Raw genomic sequence first — 15,059 nt, 5'->3', positions numbered from 1 at the left:
GTCCACACCGACTTAAACGTGCAAGGCCAGCCGCAGTGCTTCAAGCGACGGCGCGGCGGAAATCCCGACTTCGGCAGACAACTCAAGCACCCGCTCCAGGTCGTTGCCGTAAACCAGCACGACCTGCAATTCATCGTCGAGCGGCTCACTGAAGTCGAGCAACACATAGCCGCCCGCCTCCTTGTTCATGCTGCTCATCTGGATCTGGATGCGGTTGAGTGCGGTCAAGGCTTCAGTCTTGGCCAATTGCTTGGGCTTGATGTTGAACGCCACATCGGGGCCGAAGGAGGCGACGATCTGGGCGAACAGATCCTGATAGCTGTCGGCCTGGAACAGCACGGTGTCCGGCAGGCTGCCCACCACAACCCATTCACCCAGGGGAATAGGGAAGGTGTCGTCGTAGTTGATATCGGGGTTGGCGGCCAGAAACCCGGCTGGATCGGCATACGCCTGAGCGGCTTCGTCAGCGATCCGCTCGATATCATCCTCACGCAGGCAGCCGGAGCTGATTTTGCCGATAAGTTCGACCAGTTGGTTTTTCATGAGGGTGCCCTTACGACGATAAAAGGCGCCAAGGATAACGGTAAACACCCACCGAGGGTTAGCCGGCCAGCGCTTGCAACTGCGTCACGGCGTCCTGCGCGCCCATGGCCTGGGCTGCGCCTAATGCAGTCATGCCCTTGGCATCTGCACGCTTGGGGTCGGCCCCCTGTGCCAGCAGGTAGTCCACGATTGCGGTTCGGTTGAACATCGCCGCCATCATCAATGCCGTACGACCATCAGCCGTCGCCGCCTCGACGCTGGCGCCCTGCTCCACCAGCAGTTGCACCATGGCCAGGTCGCCCTTGAACGCGGCGCCGGCAAGCGGCAGTTGGCCATTGTTGTTGGCGACGAGCGGATCGGCACCGTGCTGCAACAACACACGCACCGCCTCGACATGGCCATGGTAGCTGGCAAGCATCAACAGGCTATCGCCTTTGTGGTTGCAGAGATTGGCCGGCAGCCCCTGCTGCAACAAGCGCTCAAGAACAACGGCATCACCTTGACGGGCGCAATCGAAAACCTGCTCGGCAAAGGCAATGGCTTCGTCGTTGAGTTGTTCGCAAGTGAGTTGGTCGGACATGGAGGGCTCCTGGCTGCCGTAAAAGCCCAAGTCTTGGCCAGCACGGGCTGGGGGTCAACGCGGAATAACGCATGGATGCAACAGAAGAAATCTATTGGTACGCAGGGGTGCCCGCGAGTGCGCGGCGTCTGCATCGCGGGCAAGCCCGGCTCCTACAGGCTGCGCGGGCTCTGTTGGAGCTGGCTTGCCTGCGATGGCGTCGGTGGGGTGTCCGTGAGTGCGCGGTGGCTGCATCGCGGGCAAGACCCGCTCCTACAGGCAGGCTTGCCTGCGATGGCGTCGGTGGGGTGTCAGTGCGTTAGCGGCGTTTGCATCGCGGGCAAGCCCGGCTCCTACAAGGGGGCTTGCCTGTGATGCAAAGCGTCAGAACTGGTTTACGTCGATCAAGGCGAAGCTGACTACATTGCTGTGGCCCGCCAGTTCCCCACCCTGGCGTACCAGCCCGCAGGTCGCCATGCCGGCCTGCTGAGCCGCATCCAGTTCTTCGACGATGTCCGAGAGAAACAGGATCTGCTCTGCCGGCAAATCAATAGCCTGGGCAATGGTGCGGTAGGATTGCGCCTCGCGTTTACCACCGGACGTCGTGTCGAAATACCCGCTGAACAGCGGGGTCAGGTCGCCGGCTTCAGAGCAGCCGAAAATCAGCTTCTGCGCCTGAATGGAGCCCGAGGAATACACGTACAGGGCATAGCCTTCCTGATGCCAGCGCTTGAGCGCTTCAACCGCATCCGGGTAGACATGGCCCTTGAGCAGCCCCGCCTGATAGCCCTCGGCCCAGACCATGCCTTGCAACGCCTTGAGTGGCGTGGCCTTGCGGTCTTCAGCAATCCACTGCAGCAAGATTTCAATTACCCGCTCGACGTCAGCAGCGGGCTCATTGCTGTCGGTGCGCACAGCCTGCAATTGGGCCGCCACGGCAGGCTCAGCCGCATGGGTACGGACAAAATCGGGCAGGTGCCTGGCCGCGAACGGAAACAGCACGTCGAAGACAAAACTCACCGCGCTGGTAGTGCCTTCAATGTCGGTGAGGATGGCTTTGATAGTCATGCAGGCTCCGGTCAGTCGTCGATACGCGGGAATTGATCGGCGATTTTGTCGCCGGTGAACTGAGCTACCCAACCTTCTGGGTTATTGAACAGGCGAATGGCAACGAAATGCGGGTTCTCGCCCATGTCAAACCAGTGAGGGGTGCCAGCCGGTACCGAGATCAGGTCGTTCTTCTCGCAGAGCACGGCGTAGACATACTCGTCGATATGCAGGGTAAACAGACCTCGCCCGGCGACGAAAAAACGCACTTCGTCTTCCGCATGACGGTGTTCATCGAGAAACTTGGCACGCAGTTCGGCCTTCTGTGGGTGGTCACTGTTCAGGCTTACCACATCGACGGTGATGTAGCCGCACTCGGTCATCAGCTTGTCGATCTGGGCCTGGTAGGCCGCAATCACCTCTTCCTGGCTAGCGCCCGGCTGGATCGGCGCATTGGCGGCCCAACGCTCGAAGCGCACGCCCTGCTCTGCCAGGGTCGAGGCGATGTCCTCAACGTGGGTCAGCACCTTGTTCGGGATGTCCGGGGTGGACTGGTGGTACACGGTCAGGCTGCTCATCAGGGGCAACTCCTAGTTGTAGCGACTCAACGACCGGTAACCGATCGCACTTTCAATTCACACTCGAAGAGGAATTCGAAGGCTTCGACCTGACGCAACGCATCACTCATGCGCGGGCCCCAGGTGTACAGGCCATGGCCACGGATCAGGTAGCCGACGCAGTCGGGGTGCGCCTCAAGCCAGGGCTGAACCTTGGCCGCCAGACGGGCGATGTCCTGATCGTTCTCGAAAATCGGCACCTGCACCGTCGACTCGTGGGTCGAGATACCACTGAAGGCTTTCTGCAGTTCATAGTCTTCGAACACCAGGTAGTCCCCAGCGGTCACCCGTGACAACACCGTGGCATTGACCGAGTGGGTATGCAGCACGGCCCCGATGTCTGCCCGCCAGGCGTACAACTGGGTATGCAGCAAGGTTTCCGCCGAGGGTTTCTTGCCCGGCTCCAGGCTATTGCCAGCGAGGTCGGTGGCCAGGACATCGTCCACGCCCAACTGACCTTTGTGCTTGCCGGAGACCGTCAACAGCGCCTGATCCGCCGACAGGCGGGTGGAATAGTTGCTGCTGGTGGCCGGCGACCAGCCTCGGCCATAGAGAAAGCGCCCGGCTTCGATGATTTCCAAGGCCAATTGTTCACGGGTAAGGCTCATGCCCTGTCCTCTTTCATTCGAGTCGCAATGATAACGGCTGCCGCCACGGCAGCGACGCTGGCAATACTAAAGGTTGTAGTGGGGCCCAACGCATTCCAGCTGTAGCCCGAGTACAAGGCACCCAATGCGCCACCGGTACCAGCCAATGCGGCATACAACGCCTGCCCCTGCCCTTGCTGGCGCGCCCCGAAGCTGCGCTGCACGAAGGCAATGGCCGCTGCATGAAAACTGCCGAAGGTGGCCGCGTGCATCAACTGCGCGACCAGCAACACGGCCAGGTGCTCGGCGTACTCGCCCAGCAGCATCCAGCGTAACGCTGCCAACAGGAAACTGGCCAGCAGCACCCGGCGCAACGACACCCGCGCCATGATCCAGCTCATGGCCAGAAACATCAGCACCTCGGCCACCACGCCCAACGACCAGAGCAGGCCAATGGTGCCACGGCTGTACCCCAGGCGCTCAAGGTGCAGGGTCAGAAAGGTGTAGTACGGGCCATGGCTCAATTGCATCAGGGCCACACAGGTATAAAAAGCCAGCACGCCGGGGCGAAGCAATTGCCGGATAAACCCCTCGCCAGCATCGCGCACATGCTGCCCGGGCGGGTGTGCATTGGGCACCCAAAGGCTGGCCAGGACGATACCGGCCATGATCACGGCCAGCGCCACCGGGTAGATATCCAGGCTGAGCCACTCGAACAACCGGCCCAGCCCCGCAACCGTCAGGATAAAGCCGATTGACCCCCACAAGCGGACCTGGCTGTAGCGTGCGGTCTGCCCCTGCAGGTGTGCCAGGGTAATGACCTCGAACTGCGGCAGCACCGCGTGCCAGAAGAACGCATGCAGGGCCATCACCAACGCCAGCCAGGCGTAGCTCTTATCGATGAAGATCAGCGAAAAACTCGCCAGCGTCGACAACGCACCAAGCCGCACGATCAACAGGCGCTGGCCAGTACGGTCCCCCAGCCAGCCCCACAGATTCGGCGCCACGCAGCGCATCAGCATGGGGATGGCCACCAGCTCGCCGATCCGCGCACTGGAAAACCCCAGGTGATCGAAGTACAGCGCCAGGAATGGCGCTGTCGAACCGAGCAAGGCGAAATAGAACAGATAGAAGCTGGACAGTCGCCAGTAGGGAATCGGCGCCACGGCTCAAGCGGCCATGGCGCGATCGAACACTCGGGGCATTACAACTGGCCCAGCACCGGCGTGCTGACCTTCACATCGGCATTCTGCCCACGGTGACGCAGCAGGTGGTCCATCAGCACGATGGCCATCATCGCCTCGGCAATCGGGGTAGCACGGATGCCTACGCAAGGGTCGTGGCGCCCTTTGGTGATGACGTCGACCGGGTTACCGTCGATATCGATCGAACGGCCCGGGGTGGTGATGCTCGACGTTGGCTTGAGCGCCAGGTGCGCAACAATCGGCTGACCCGAGGAGATCCCGCCCAGAATGCCGCCAGCGTTGTTGCTGAGGAAACCTTCCGGGGTGAGCTCGTCGCGGTGTTCGGTACCGCGCTGGGCCACGCTGGCGAAGCCCGCACCGATCTCCACACCCTTGACGGCGTTGATGCTCATCAGTGCATGAGCCAGCTCGGCGTCCAGGCGATCAAAGATCGGCTCGCCCAGGCCAGGCATGACGCCTTCGGCGACAACGGTGATTTTCGCCCCGACCGAGTCCTGGTCGCGACGCAGCTGGTCCATGTAGGCTTCCAGCTCTGGCACTTTGTCCGGGTCTGGGCTGAAGAACGCGTTCTGCTCCACCGACTCCCAGGTCTTGAAGGGGATTTCAATCGGGCCCAACTGGCTCATGTAGCCACGAATGGTGATGCCCTGGCTGGCCAGGTACTTCTTGGCGATGGCACCGGCGGCCACCCGCATCGCGGTTTCGCGCGCCGAGCTGCGGCCACCGCCACGGTAGTCACGTACACCGTACTTGTGGTGGTAGGTGTAATCGGCATGCGCCGGGCGGAACAGGTCCTTGATCGCCGAGTAGTCCTTGGACTTCTGGTCGGTGTTGCGGATCAACAGGCCAATTGCGCAGCCGGTGGTACGGCCTTCGAAAACGCCGGAGAGGATTTCGACTTCGTCGTCTTCCTGGCGTTGCGTGGTGTGACGGCTGGTGCCAGGCTTGCGCCGGTCCAGGTCGTGTTGCAGGTCGGCCAGTGAAAGCTCGAGGCCCGGCGGGCAGCCGTCGACAATGGCGACCAACGCCGGACCATGGCTTTCGCCAGCGGTGGTGACAGTGAACAGCTTGCCATAGGTATTGCCGGACATGCAGGACGCTCCGCGAATCAGCCTGATTTGAACAAGGCCGCCAGTATACGCAGGCTCACCGGCGAGTTCATCCCTGTTGGCGAACCTTCTAGCCCGGCGTGTGTCCAACTTTCATCTCTCCAGCAGCGGCCCTGTAATGTTACGCGCCCTCACCCTGCTTCTTCTGTGCCTCAGCAGCCTCGCCCAAGCGGCGGCCCCCAGCGTTCTACAGCGGCCCCTGGACCTCGATACAGGCGCCGGCATCCTGCGTGGCAGCCTGCTGTTGCCCCGCAGCGAGCGGCCGCCGCCCGTGGTGTTGATCATTGCCGGCTCAGGCCCGACCGACCGCGACGGCAACAACCCCAACGGGGCTCACACCGACAACCTCAAACGCCTGGCACTGCTGCTCGCACGCAACAATATCGCCAGCGTGCGCTATGACAAACGCGGCGTTGCCGCCAGCCTGGAGGCGGCACCCGACGAACGTGACCTGAGCGTCGAGGGTTATGTTGCCGATGCCGTAGCCTGGGGCCGTGCGCTCAACGCCGACCCACGCTTCGGCCCGCTGGTGTTGCTGGGCCACAGCGAAGGTGCATTGATCGCCAGCCTGGCGGCCGAACCGGCCGGGGCCAGCGCAGTGATTGCCGTGGCTGGCAGCGGGCGCCCGGTGCATGACGTGCTGCATGCCCAGATAGCCGAGCGCGTACCTGATCGTTACCAAGCACGGGCCCAGGCGATCATCGACCAGCTCAAAGCCGGCCATACATCGAGCGATGTTCCCCCGCCCTTGCAGGACATTCTGCGCCCCAGCGTTCAACCCTATTTGATTTCACTGTTCCGGCAAGACCCGGCAGCCGCCTTTGCCCGCTTGAAAATTCCGGCGCTGATCGTGCAAGGCAACCATGACGTGCAGGTCAGTGTCGACGATGCCCTGCGCCTGAAGGCCGCCAAACCCGATGCCGAACTGGCACTGATCGAGGGCATGAACCATATGCTGCGGATCGCCCCGGCTGACGTGCACCAGCAACAGCAAAGCTACCTCAACCCGGCGCTGCCACTGGCCAGCGCACTGGGCGAGAGAATCGTCGAGTTTATTCGTCGATTGCCGGCAGCTTGAGCAGAAGTTCCGGAAAAATGCACTCCAGTCCAGGCCAACCCTGCCGATAAGCCGGTGCTGGCATCCAAATTACGGCCAGCCTGCTGCGCACAAGAGGATTGCCGTGATGACCGATGTCCCACCCCAGGATGCCCCCGAAGCAAGCGCCGAAACGGTCGCTCCAGAACCTGCCCCGCTGCCGTGGGAAGACCTGAAGCCGGAGCACTTTCGCATGCTGCGCCTGGCCCCACTGCCGACCGACCGGGCCACCGGTGCGCGGCCCTTGCGTTTCGTCCAGTACGGCTATGCCGAACGGCACAGCAAGACGCACAGCCTGCTGCGCATGGAGATTCGTCTGCCTGGGCAAAAAGTGCGCAAGGAGCAGAATCGCCTGGACATCCGCGTCGACCATGAGACGCACCACGTGAGCTTCGGCCCTGACAGTGGCCTGCAGATGGAGCCCCTGAACCGTGGCCTCGGACGTTTTCTGCTGGCTCAAGGGGTACAGTGGGCACAACAAAAGTGGTCGCACTACCGGATCGAGGGTGCGGCACTCCCGAGCAAGGACGCGCTGAACGAAGACACCCGCCAACGCCGTGACCATGTGCTGAAAAACGTCGGGCTGGAGGTCGAGTACGCCGATGTCCAGCACATGAAGGGGCGCTACCTGGAAGTGCAGGTGGGTGAGCTCAAGGGTGGCTGGAACAACGAGAAGGTCCAACAGGTCGAGATCATCGAGGCTGCGGGCATGCTCCAGCAGGCCGAACAGACCCTGCAGGAAAAAGAAACGCAACTGCGTGAGCGGGACGAGCGCGTGAACAAATACAAGCGCGAGGACAGCGGCCTGCGCTTCACCATCACCTGCCTGGTCGCCTTCGCCGTGTTCCAGGCCGGGCTGCTGATCTGGATTGCAACCCAACGCTGACAACCTGCAGGTGCTATCGCTGGCAAGCACCCCACCGTACTTGTGGGGTTTGGCTTGCCAACGATACAGACGCCGCTAGCGCTTACACCCGCGAAGCAAACAGCGCCTGATGCTCACGGCACTGCTGCGCCGTCAGCATGAATACGCCGTGACCACCGCGCTCGAAGTCCAGCCAGGCAAAATCCACCTCGGGGTACAAGGCCGACAGGTGCACCTGGCTGTTGCCCACTTCGACAATCAACAAGCCCTTCTCGGTCAGGTGATCCGCCGCTTCAGCCAGCATCCGCCGGACCAGGTCCAGGCCATCGTCGCCACAGGCAAGGCCCAGCTCCGGCTCATGGTGGTACTCCTGCGGCATGTCGGCGAAGTCTTCGGCATCGACATACGGCGGGTTGGACAGGATCAGGTCGAAACGCTGACCCGGCAGCCCCTCGAAGCCATCGCCCTGAACCGTAAAGACGCGCTCTTCCAGGCCATGACGCTCGATGTTCTGATTGGCGACTTCCAATGCCTCGAAGGACAGGTCGGCCAGCACCACTTCAGCGTCCGGGAACACTTCGGCACTGACGATACCAATGCAGCCAGAGCCGGTGCACAGGTCAAGAATGCGCTGCGGCTCTGCCGCCAACCACGGCTCGAAACGCTTTTCGATCAGCTCGCCAATGGGTGAACGCGGAATCAGTACACGCTCGTCGACGATGAACGACATGCCGCAGAACCACGCCTCACCCAACAGGTAAGCCGTCGGAACGCGGTCTTCGATACGACGCTTGAGCAGAGCCTGAAGGTGCGCCACTTCCTCGTCTTCGAGGCGGCAGTCAAGGTAGCTGTCGGCCACTTCCCATGGCAGGTGAACTGCGCCCAGCACCAGCAGGCGCGCCTCGTCCCAGGCGTTGTCGGCGCCATGGCCGAAGAACAGCTCCTTCTCGTGAAAACGGCTGACAGCCCAACGAATATGGTCGCGCAGGGTGCGCAGGCGGGAAGTGGTCACGGTAGACTCCTAGAGAAACGACCGGCGATTCTAACAGCCTGGCCAGGAATATGGCTGCCCATGACGTTTTAAGCGATTGGCCAACATGGCTGCAGGCCACTAACCACGCCGCTTGTACGCTAAGCGATTCACATCTGCGTCCAAGCAGGGGAGAATAGGCGAAAAGCCCTATCCAAAGGAGCCCCTGATGTCCGTTCCAATGACGATGTTCCACCTCAGCGGTCGCGGTTATCCGCCGGCCAAGCTGAGTAACGCCAGCCTGGTGATTATCGATGCGCAGAAAGAGTACCTGAGTGGTCCTCTGGCGCTGTCAGGCATGGACGAAGCCGTGGCCAACATCGGCAAACTGCTCGACGCGGCGCGCAAGGCCGGCCGACCAGTGATTCACGTACGCCACCTCGGCACGGTTGGCGGCCTGTTCGACCCACAGGGCGAACGTGGCGAGTTCATCCCCGGCCTCGAGCCACAGGGCGATGAAGTCATCATCGAAAAACGCATGCCTAACGCGTTCAAGAACACCAAGCTTCATGAGGAACTGCAGAAACTCGGTCATCTGGACCTGATTGTCTGCGGCTTCATGAGCCACTCCAGCGTCAGCACCACCGTACGTCGGGCCAAGGACTACGGCTACCGCTGCACCCTGGTCGAAGACGCCTGCACCACCCGCGACCTGCCCTTCAAGGGCGGCGTGATACCCGCAGCGCAGATCCAGCAAAGTGAAATGGCGATCATGGCCGACAACTTTGCCTGCGTGACCCAAGTCGCTAGCCTGATTTGACCTGACAGCTGGCGGAACCACATCGGTACTTTCAGGTCGAAGGCCCGATATCCATAGAGGAAATCGGAATGAAGTTATCCGATGGTTTCGACGCCAAGCGCCTTCGCTCACGCGAACCGCGTAATTGGTCAATGCGTTTTGCGGCTGCCTTTTCGGCCCTGCTGGCGACCCTTGGTGTACTGCTGGCGATGGCTGGCACCGCCAGCCTGTTTGGCCATGCACCCGCCTTGGGCGAGCTGGCCAACAACCGTGCCGCGGCGGCTGTCATCGTCGGCGCGGGCGTGTTGCTGCTGTGGCTGGGCGTATGGCTGTGGCGCCGTTGTCGGGCACGGCTGCGGCGTGGCCGGGAACTCAACCTGGCACCACACTTGATGAAAAAGCACGATTGAATTAACGAGACGCGGGGAGTCGCGTAAACTGCGCCGCCCAGGCGGAGGCTTACATGCAAGACGACGATTTTTCCCTGTTCAAGAGCGAAGTGCGCGGCGTCAAGCCGATCAAGCATGATCGCGCCGAGATTGGCAAACCCAAGGCCGACCGCAAGCAATTGGCCGGCCTGCGCCAAGCGGCGACCGTGCGCAGCGACCAGACAATAGTCGACGGGCTCTCCGACCAGTTCGTGATCGATGTCGGCCCGGAAGATGACCTGCACTGGAGCCGTGACGGTGTCCAGGAAAGCCAGATGCGCAAGCTCAAGCTTGGGCAGATCGCCTTTGAGGGCAGCCTCGACCTGCATGGCATGAGCGTGGAAAAAGCCCGGGAAACCCTCTGGGACTTCCTCGCCGAAGCCACCCGCTTCGAGGTGCGCTGTGTTCGGGTCACCCACGGCAAGGCGGTACGCCTGGATGGCAAACGGCCAATGATCAAGAGCCACGTCAACACCTGGCTGCGTCAACATCCACAGGTGCTGGGTTTCACCTCCTGTCAGGCCCGTCACGGCGGCACTGGCGCGGTGTATGTCATGCTCAAACGTACCATGCTCGAAGGGCGCGACGAGTAAGCTGTGCTTGCAGCGCCGCCGCCGCCGCCGTACCCTTCGCGTTTGCGATTATTCCCCACAGGTAGATCCATGTCCCTGGAACAGAACTACACCGCGATCCTCGGCCAACTGGGCGAGGATGTCTCCCGCGAGGGCCTGCTCGACACGCCCAAGCGTGCCGCGAAGGCCATGCAGTACCTTTGCCGCGGTTATTCCCAAACCCTGGAAGAGGTGACCAACGGAGCGCTGTTCAGCTCCGACAACAGCGAAATGGTCCTGGTCAAGGACATCGAGCTGTACTCGCTGTGCGAGCACCACCTGCTGCCGTTCATCGGCAAGGCGCATGTTGCCTACATCCCGGCTGGCAAGGTCCTGGGCCTGTCGAAAGTCGCGCGTATCGTCGACATGTATGCCCGCCGCCTGCAGATCCAGGAGAACCTCAGCCGCCAGATCGCCGATGCGGTCCAGCAAGTGACTGGTGCCCTCGGCGTGGCCGTGGTCATTGAAGCCAAGCACATGTGCATGATGATGCGCGGCGTAGAAAAGCAGAACTCGTCCATGGTCACCTCGGTGATGCTGGGTGAGTTCCGCGAAAATGCCGCCACCCGCAGCGAGTTCCTCAACCTGATCAAATGATCGGTTGTACACCTTCAAGCCGACCTCACGGGGTCGGCTTTTTATTGTGAGATGCCGTCATGATCGTCAAAGCCCTTCGCATTGGCCTCGGCCAACTGATCGTCGTTCTCGACCTGATCACCCGCCCGCGCAAACTCAAGCGTGACCCGGCCGTACAAGCCAAGATCGAACAGCATGCAAAAGGCCTGAGCCTGTATCAGTTCCACGCCTGCCCCTTCTGCGTGAAGACCCGCCGCACCCTGCACCGCCTCAACGTGCCAGTGGCCCTGCGTGATGCAAAGAACGACGAACAGCATCGCCAGGCCCTGCTTGAAGGTGGCGGCAAGATCAAAGTGCCGTGCCTGCGCATCGAAGAAGACGGCAAGACCACCTGGATGTATGAATCCAAGGCGATCATCGCGTACCTGGATCAGCGCTTCTCAGCAGCCTGAGGCGACGCCATCGCAGGCAAGCCAGCTCCAACAGACCCCACGTAACCTGTAGGAGCGGGTCTTGCCCGCGATGCAAACACCGCGAACGCACTGACACCCCACCGACGCCATCGCAGGCAAGCCAGCTCCAACAGAGCCCGCGTAACCTGTAGGAGCCGGGCTTGCCCGCGATGCAGGCACCGCGAACTCACGGGCACCCCGCTGACGCCATCGCAGGCAAGCCAGCTCCAACAGAGCCCGCGCAAGCTGTAGGAGCGGGTCTTGCCCGCGATGCAAACACCGCGAACCCACTGACACCCCACCGACGCCATCGCAGGCAAGCCAGCTCCAACAGACCCCACGCCAGCTGTAGGAGCCGGGCTTGCCCGCGATGCAAACGCCGCGAACTCACGGGCACCGCGCCGACGCCATCGCAGGCCAGCCTGCTCCAACAGAAAACCCACATACCCTGCGCGGCCCACCGTGGCAGGCGCCGCTACTTCAGATAGTTAGCCCAGCATGGTCACATGGCGTGGATGGCTGGCCACGCGCTTGAGCCATGCCTGGATCGCCGGGTAACCAGAAAGGTCGAAGCCGCCTTCATGGGCGACATGGGTGTAGGCATACAAGGCCACGTCGGCTATCGAATACTCATCGCCCACCAGATAAGGCGTTAGCTGCAGCTGCTTCTCCATCACCCGCAGGGCCTTGTGCCCGCCTTTTTGCAGCTTCTTGTACTCGTCTAGCCGGTCTTCAGGCAGCCTCAGGTAGAACTGGATGAAACGCGCCACGGCCAGGTAAGGCTCATGGCTGTACTGCTCGAAAAACTGCCATTGCAGCACCTGGGTTCGCAGGCGCGGCTCGGTGGGCAAATACTCCGTACCGTCCGCGAGGAAGTTCAAAATGGCGTTGGACTCCCACAGGCAGGTGCCATCCTCAAGCTCCAGCACCGGCACCTTGCCGTTGGGGTTCTTGGCAAGAAACTCGGGGGTCTCGGTGTCGCCACTGAGGATGTTGATGGGGTGCCACTCATAGGGCAGGTTCAGCAGGTGGAGCATCAGCTTGATCTTGTAGCAGTTGCCCGACTGGTAATCACCATAGACCTTGTACATTTCCCCTCCCCTTTTGAGTGCTGAAACGAAACTGTCTGCAGTAGTTGGTGACTGTACGGCCAAATGCAACGATTGCTGTACTGCAAACATCGCGGGAGTGCAGGTTAGTCTGAAAAATCTGCTTACACACGAACAAGGACTGCCCGCATGACCGACGCCACTTCTGCGCACCTGCGCCCACTGGCCGATTCTTCACCCTCCGCAGTGGTCGCCGGCTTTATCGCCATGCTCACCGGCTACACCAGTTCATTGGTGTTGATGTTCCAGGCGGGTCAGGCGGCTGGGCTTAGCAGCGGGCAGATTTCTTCCTGGATCTGGGCCCTGTCGATTGGCATGGCGGTATGCAGCATCGGCCTGTCATTACGCTACCGCACACCGGTGACCATCGCCTGGTCAACCCCGGGGGCAGCGCTGTTGATCACCAGCCTGGGCGGCGTCAGCTATGGCGAAGCCATCGGTGCCTACATCACCTGCGCCGTGCTGGTGGTGATCTGCGGCCTGACCGGGAGCTTCGAGCGCTTGGTCAAGCGCATCCCTGCCTCGTTGGCGTCGGCCTTGCTGGCGGGCATTCTGTTCAAGATCGGCAGCGAGATTTTCATTGCAGCCCAGCACCGCACCCTGTTGGTACTGGGGATGTTCTTCAGCTACCTGGTGATCAAGCGCCTTTCGCCTCGCTATGCGGTGCTCACGGCCTTGCTGGTGGGTACGGCGCTGTCCGGCGCCCTTGGCCTGCTGGATTTCAGCGGCTTCAGCCTGGAAGTGGCAACGCCGGTGTGGACAACCCCGTCTTTCTCACTCGCCGCCACCATCAGCATTGGTATCCCGCTGTTTGTCGTCGCCATGACGTCGCAAAACATGCCAGGTGTTGCCGTGCTGCGCGCCGATGGTTATCAAGTGCCGGCCTCGCCACTGATCACGGTCACCGGCCTGGCCTCGCTGGTGCTAGCACCATTCGGCTCGCACGGCATCAACCTCGCAGCGATCAGCGCGGCGATCTGCACCGGCCCGCACGCGCATGAAGACCCGAGCAAGCGCTACACCGCCGCCGTCTGGTGCGGGATTTTCTACGGTATTGCCGGGGTATTCGGGGCGACGTTGGCGGCCTTGTTCGCGGCGCTGCCCAAGGAGCTGGTGCTGTCGATTGCCGCCCTGGCGCTGTTTGGCTCGATCATGAACGGGTTGACCGTGGCCATGAACGAAGCCAAGGAGCGTGAAGCAGCACTGATCACCTTTATGGTCACCGCCTCGGGCTTCACGCTGTTTTCCGTGGGTTCGGCGTTCTGGGGGATCGTGGCCGGGGTGCTGACGCTAATGATTCTGAACTGGCGCAAGGCCGCCTGAGCGCAGCGGCCTTAGGTGGGCAGCGCCAGCCCTCACAAGCGGAAGTGCCCAACCATCCCTTTCAACTCGGTGCCCAGCTGTGCCAGTTCAATACTTGAACTGGCATTGCCCTGCATGGCCAGCGCGGACTGATCAGCACTGCTGCGAATGTTGCTGACGCTACGGTTGATCTCCTCCGCCACCGAACTCTGTTGCTCGGCAGCGGCGGCAATCTGCTGGTTCATCTGCTGAATCAACGACACTGCAGCCGCAATACTGCCCAAGGCACTCTCCGTCTGCAGTGCATCGGCAACCGCCAGCTTGACCAGCTCACCACTGCCCTGAATCTGTTCAACCGAAGCCTGGGCGTTACTGCGCAGGCTGCTGACCAACCGCTCGATTTCTTCGGTTGACTGCTGGGTACGCTTGGCCAGTGCCCGCACCTCATCCGCGACCACCGCAAAACCACGCCCCTGCTCGCCTGCCCGTGCGGCTTCGATGGCCGCGTTGAGCGCCAGCAGGTTGGTCTGCTCGGCCACGCTCTTGATCACCTCGAGCACCTTGCCGATGTTCTGCACCTCGGAACTCAAGCGCTCGATGCCTTCACTGGCCGACGTGGAAGCACTGGCCAACGCCTCGATACGCTGCATGCTCTGGCGCACTACCTGATGGCCGCTCTCAACCTTGTCATCCGCCGCCTGGGCCGCTTGAGCGGCTTCTTCGGCATTGCGGGCCACATCGTGAACGGTCGCGGTCATCTGGTGCATGGCCGTGGCAACCTGTTCCGTTTCCTCCTTCTGGCTGCTGACCTCACGGTTAGTCTGCTCGGTGACGGCCGACAACGACTGAGCATTGCCGGCCAACTGCTCGATACCTACCTGCAACCCACTGACGATACCCGCCAGGCCACTGCCCATCTGCTGCATGGCCAGAAGCAACTGGCCCACCTCATCATGCCGATCAACGGCAATGTCGCCGCTCAAATCGCCAGCAGCGATCTGCTGGGCACGGCCAATCACCCGGCGCAGCGGCCCAACGATTGCCCGCGTAATCAACCATGCCGCAACAACACCGACCACCAGCGCCAACAGTGAAGCGGCAATAATCAGCCAGGTGTTGCGCCCAAGTTCAGCCTGCATGGCCGCCTCTTCGGCGGTCGACGCCTGATCGACCTGCGCCATGAC

18 protein-coding genes and 1 pseudogene are annotated in these 15,059 nt (G+C 61.7%); 8 read left to right on the top strand and 11 right to left on the bottom strand.

The genetic code is table 11. From position 1 onward, the window contains the following. Positions 1-12: 12 nt before the first annotated feature. The 7 genes from EKA13_RS13405 to aroC all read right to left on the bottom strand — a co-directional run bounded on the left by EKA13_RS13405 (position 13) and on the right by aroC (position 5,649). Complete coding sequence (locus EKA13_RS13405; protein ID WP_065759883.1) at positions 13-543, bottom strand: hypothetical protein; 531 nt, start codon at positions 541-543, stop codon at positions 13-15. A 58-nt stretch (positions 544-601) separates the two neighbouring features. Next, a complete protein-coding gene (locus tag EKA13_RS13400) occupies positions 602-1,123 on the bottom strand; it encodes an ankyrin repeat domain-containing protein (protein ID WP_065759882.1) in 522 nt (173 codons plus the stop codon). Between the two features lie 363 nt (positions 1,124-1,486). Beyond that, on the bottom strand, positions 1,487-2,170 hold the full coding sequence (gene mtnC / locus EKA13_RS13395) for an acireductone synthase (RefSeq protein WP_065759881.1): 684 nt from the start codon (positions 2,168-2,170) through the stop codon (positions 1,487-1,489). Between the two features lie 11 nt (positions 2,171-2,181). Continuing rightward, complete coding sequence (locus tag EKA13_RS13390; protein WP_065759880.1) at positions 2,182-2,727, bottom strand: 1,2-dihydroxy-3-keto-5-methylthiopentene dioxygenase; 546 nt, start codon at positions 2,725-2,727, stop codon at positions 2,182-2,184. Between the two features lie 26 nt (positions 2,728-2,753). Then, positions 2,754-3,374: a methylthioribulose 1-phosphate dehydratase gene (locus tag EKA13_RS13385; protein WP_065759879.1), complete on the bottom strand. Its 621-nt coding sequence runs from the start codon at positions 3,372-3,374 to the stop codon at positions 2,754-2,756. After that, positions 3,371-4,519, bottom strand: coding sequence for an MFS transporter (locus tag EKA13_RS13380; protein WP_065759878.1), 1,149 nt, complete (start codon positions 4,517-4,519; stop codon positions 3,371-3,373). The genes EKA13_RS13385 and EKA13_RS13380 overlap by 4 nt, the downstream gene beginning before the upstream one ends. Positions 4,520-4,557: 38 nt before the next feature. After that, positions 4,558-5,649, bottom strand: coding sequence for a chorismate synthase (gene aroC / locus EKA13_RS13375; protein ID WP_065759877.1), 1,092 nt, complete (start codon positions 5,647-5,649; stop codon positions 4,558-4,560). 136 nt (positions 5,650-5,785) lie between these two features. Between aroC and EKA13_RS13370 the strand changes: the two genes are divergently transcribed. Further along, a complete protein-coding gene (locus EKA13_RS13370; RefSeq protein WP_065759876.1) occupies positions 5,786-6,745 on the top strand; it encodes an alpha/beta hydrolase in 960 nt (319 codons plus the stop codon). Positions 6,746-6,851: 106 nt separating this feature from the next. Next, entirely contained in the window at positions 6,852-7,649 is a 798-nt protein-coding gene (locus EKA13_RS13365; protein ID WP_065759875.1) for a hypothetical protein, read from the top strand. Positions 7,650-7,731: 82 nt separating this feature from the next. On the opposite strand, the gene prmB is transcribed toward EKA13_RS13365, so the two are convergent. Further along, positions 7,732-8,640, bottom strand: coding sequence for a 50S ribosomal protein L3 N(5)-glutamine methyltransferase (gene prmB / locus EKA13_RS13360; RefSeq protein ID WP_065759874.1), 909 nt, complete (start codon positions 8,638-8,640; stop codon positions 7,732-7,734). Between the two features lie 187 nt (positions 8,641-8,827). On the opposite strand from prmB, the gene EKA13_RS13355 reads away from it, so the two are divergent. The 5 genes from EKA13_RS13355 (at position 8,828) to EKA13_RS13335 (ending at position 11,464) form a co-directional block, all read left to right on the top strand. Then, entirely contained in the window at positions 8,828-9,418 is a 591-nt protein-coding gene (locus EKA13_RS13355) for a cysteine hydrolase family protein (RefSeq protein ID WP_065759873.1), read from the top strand. A gap of 68 nt (positions 9,419-9,486) precedes the next feature. Beyond that, positions 9,487-9,807 (top strand): hypothetical protein, encoded by a 321-nt coding sequence (locus tag EKA13_RS13350; protein ID WP_065759872.1) that lies wholly within the window; start codon positions 9,487-9,489, stop codon positions 9,805-9,807. A gap of 53 nt (positions 9,808-9,860) precedes the next feature. After that, complete coding sequence (locus EKA13_RS13345; protein ID WP_065759871.1) at positions 9,861-10,418, top strand: Smr/MutS family protein; 558 nt, start codon at positions 9,861-9,863, stop codon at positions 10,416-10,418. A gap of 69 nt (positions 10,419-10,487) precedes the next feature. Continuing rightward, the gene (gene folE, locus EKA13_RS13340) at positions 10,488-11,033 is read left to right on the top strand and encodes a GTP cyclohydrolase I FolE (protein ID WP_065759870.1); all 546 of its coding nucleotides are present in this window, start codon (positions 10,488-10,490) and stop codon (positions 11,031-11,033) included. 59 nt (positions 11,034-11,092) lie between these two features. Further along, positions 11,093-11,464: a glutathione S-transferase N-terminal domain-containing protein gene (locus EKA13_RS13335; protein ID WP_065759869.1), complete on the top strand. Its 372-nt coding sequence runs from the start codon at positions 11,093-11,095 to the stop codon at positions 11,462-11,464. Between the two features lie 488 nt (positions 11,465-11,952). Here EKA13_RS13335 and EKA13_RS13330 read toward each other — a convergent pair whose 3' ends face one another. Next, positions 11,953-12,555 carry a glutathione S-transferase family protein gene (locus EKA13_RS13330; protein ID WP_065759868.1) on the bottom strand — a complete coding sequence of 201 codons (603 nt, stop codon included), beginning with the start codon at positions 12,553-12,555 and terminating at the stop codon, positions 11,953-11,955. A gap of 147 nt (positions 12,556-12,702) precedes the next feature. Here EKA13_RS13330 and EKA13_RS13325 point away from each other — a divergent pair, with 147 nt between their 5' ends. After that, entirely contained in the window at positions 12,703-13,896 is a 1,194-nt protein-coding gene (locus tag EKA13_RS13325; protein ID WP_065759867.1) for a benzoate/H(+) symporter BenE family transporter, read from the top strand. Between the two features lie 32 nt (positions 13,897-13,928). Here the strand turns inward: EKA13_RS13325 and EKA13_RS28865 are convergent, their stop codons facing one another. Beyond that, entirely contained in the window at positions 13,929-14,792 is an 864-nt protein-coding gene (locus EKA13_RS28865) for a methyl-accepting chemotaxis protein (RefSeq protein ID WP_425415173.1), read from the bottom strand. 3 nt (positions 14,793-14,795) lie between these two features. Beyond that, a pseudogene (locus EKA13_RS28860) lies at positions 14,796-15,014 on the bottom strand (HAMP domain-containing protein); the annotation flags it as partial. Between the last annotated feature and the right edge of the window lie 45 nt (positions 15,015-15,059).

It is taken from the genome of Pseudomonas defluvii, from assembly GCF_001695625.1.
In the GTDB taxonomy this organism is placed as follows: Bacteria; Pseudomonadota; Gammaproteobacteria; order Pseudomonadales; family Pseudomonadaceae; genus Aquipseudomonas; species Aquipseudomonas defluvii.
This window is presented reverse-complemented; position numbering and strand designations above follow the sequence as displayed.

What these genes read in the sequence shown, in the direction of transcription:
- EKA13_RS13370 (WP_065759876.1), top strand. Translation starts at nt 5,786, where the DNA reads ATGTTACGCGCCCTCACCCTGCTTCTTCTGTGCCTCAGCAGCCTCGCC.
- EKA13_RS13350 (WP_065759872.1), top strand. Translation starts at nt 9,487, where the DNA reads ATGAAGTTATCCGATGGTTTCGACGCCAAGCGCCTTCGCTCACGCGAA.
- EKA13_RS13385 (WP_065759879.1), bottom strand. Translation starts at nt 3,374, where the DNA reads ATGAGCCTTACCCGTGAACAATTGGCCTTGGAAATCATCGAAGCCGGG.
- EKA13_RS13325 (WP_065759867.1), top strand. Translation starts at nt 12,703, where the DNA reads ATGACCGACGCCACTTCTGCGCACCTGCGCCCACTGGCCGATTCTTCA.
- EKA13_RS13365 (WP_065759875.1), top strand. Translation starts at nt 6,852, where the DNA reads ATGACCGATGTCCCACCCCAGGATGCCCCCGAAGCAAGCGCCGAAACG.
- EKA13_RS13355 (WP_065759873.1), top strand. Translation starts at nt 8,828, where the DNA reads ATGTCCGTTCCAATGACGATGTTCCACCTCAGCGGTCGCGGTTATCCG.
- EKA13_RS13345 (WP_065759871.1), top strand. Translation starts at nt 9,861, where the DNA reads ATGCAAGACGACGATTTTTCCCTGTTCAAGAGCGAAGTGCGCGGCGTC.
- EKA13_RS13405 (WP_065759883.1), bottom strand. Translation starts at nt 543, where the DNA reads ATGAAAAACCAACTGGTCGAACTTATCGGCAAAATCAGCTCCGGCTGC.
- aroC (WP_065759877.1), bottom strand. Translation starts at nt 5,649, where the DNA reads ATGTCCGGCAATACCTATGGCAAGCTGTTCACTGTCACCACCGCTGGC.
- EKA13_RS13330 (WP_065759868.1), bottom strand. Translation starts at nt 12,555, where the DNA reads ATGTACAAGGTCTATGGTGATTACCAGTCGGGCAACTGCTACAAGATC.
- EKA13_RS28865 (WP_425415173.1), bottom strand. Translation starts at nt 14,792, where the DNA reads ATGGGCAGTGGCCTGGCGGGTATCGTCAGTGGGTTGCAGGTAGGTATC.
- EKA13_RS13400 (WP_065759882.1), bottom strand. Translation starts at nt 1,123, where the DNA reads ATGTCCGACCAACTCACTTGCGAACAACTCAACGACGAAGCCATTGCC.
- EKA13_RS13335 (WP_065759869.1), top strand. Translation starts at nt 11,093, where the DNA reads ATGATCGTCAAAGCCCTTCGCATTGGCCTCGGCCAACTGATCGTCGTT.
- folE (WP_065759870.1), top strand. Translation starts at nt 10,488, where the DNA reads ATGTCCCTGGAACAGAACTACACCGCGATCCTCGGCCAACTGGGCGAG.
- EKA13_RS13390 (WP_065759880.1), bottom strand. Translation starts at nt 2,727, where the DNA reads ATGAGCAGCCTGACCGTGTACCACCAGTCCACCCCGGACATCCCGAAC.
- mtnC (WP_065759881.1), bottom strand. Translation starts at nt 2,170, where the DNA reads ATGACTATCAAAGCCATCCTCACCGACATTGAAGGCACTACCAGCGCG.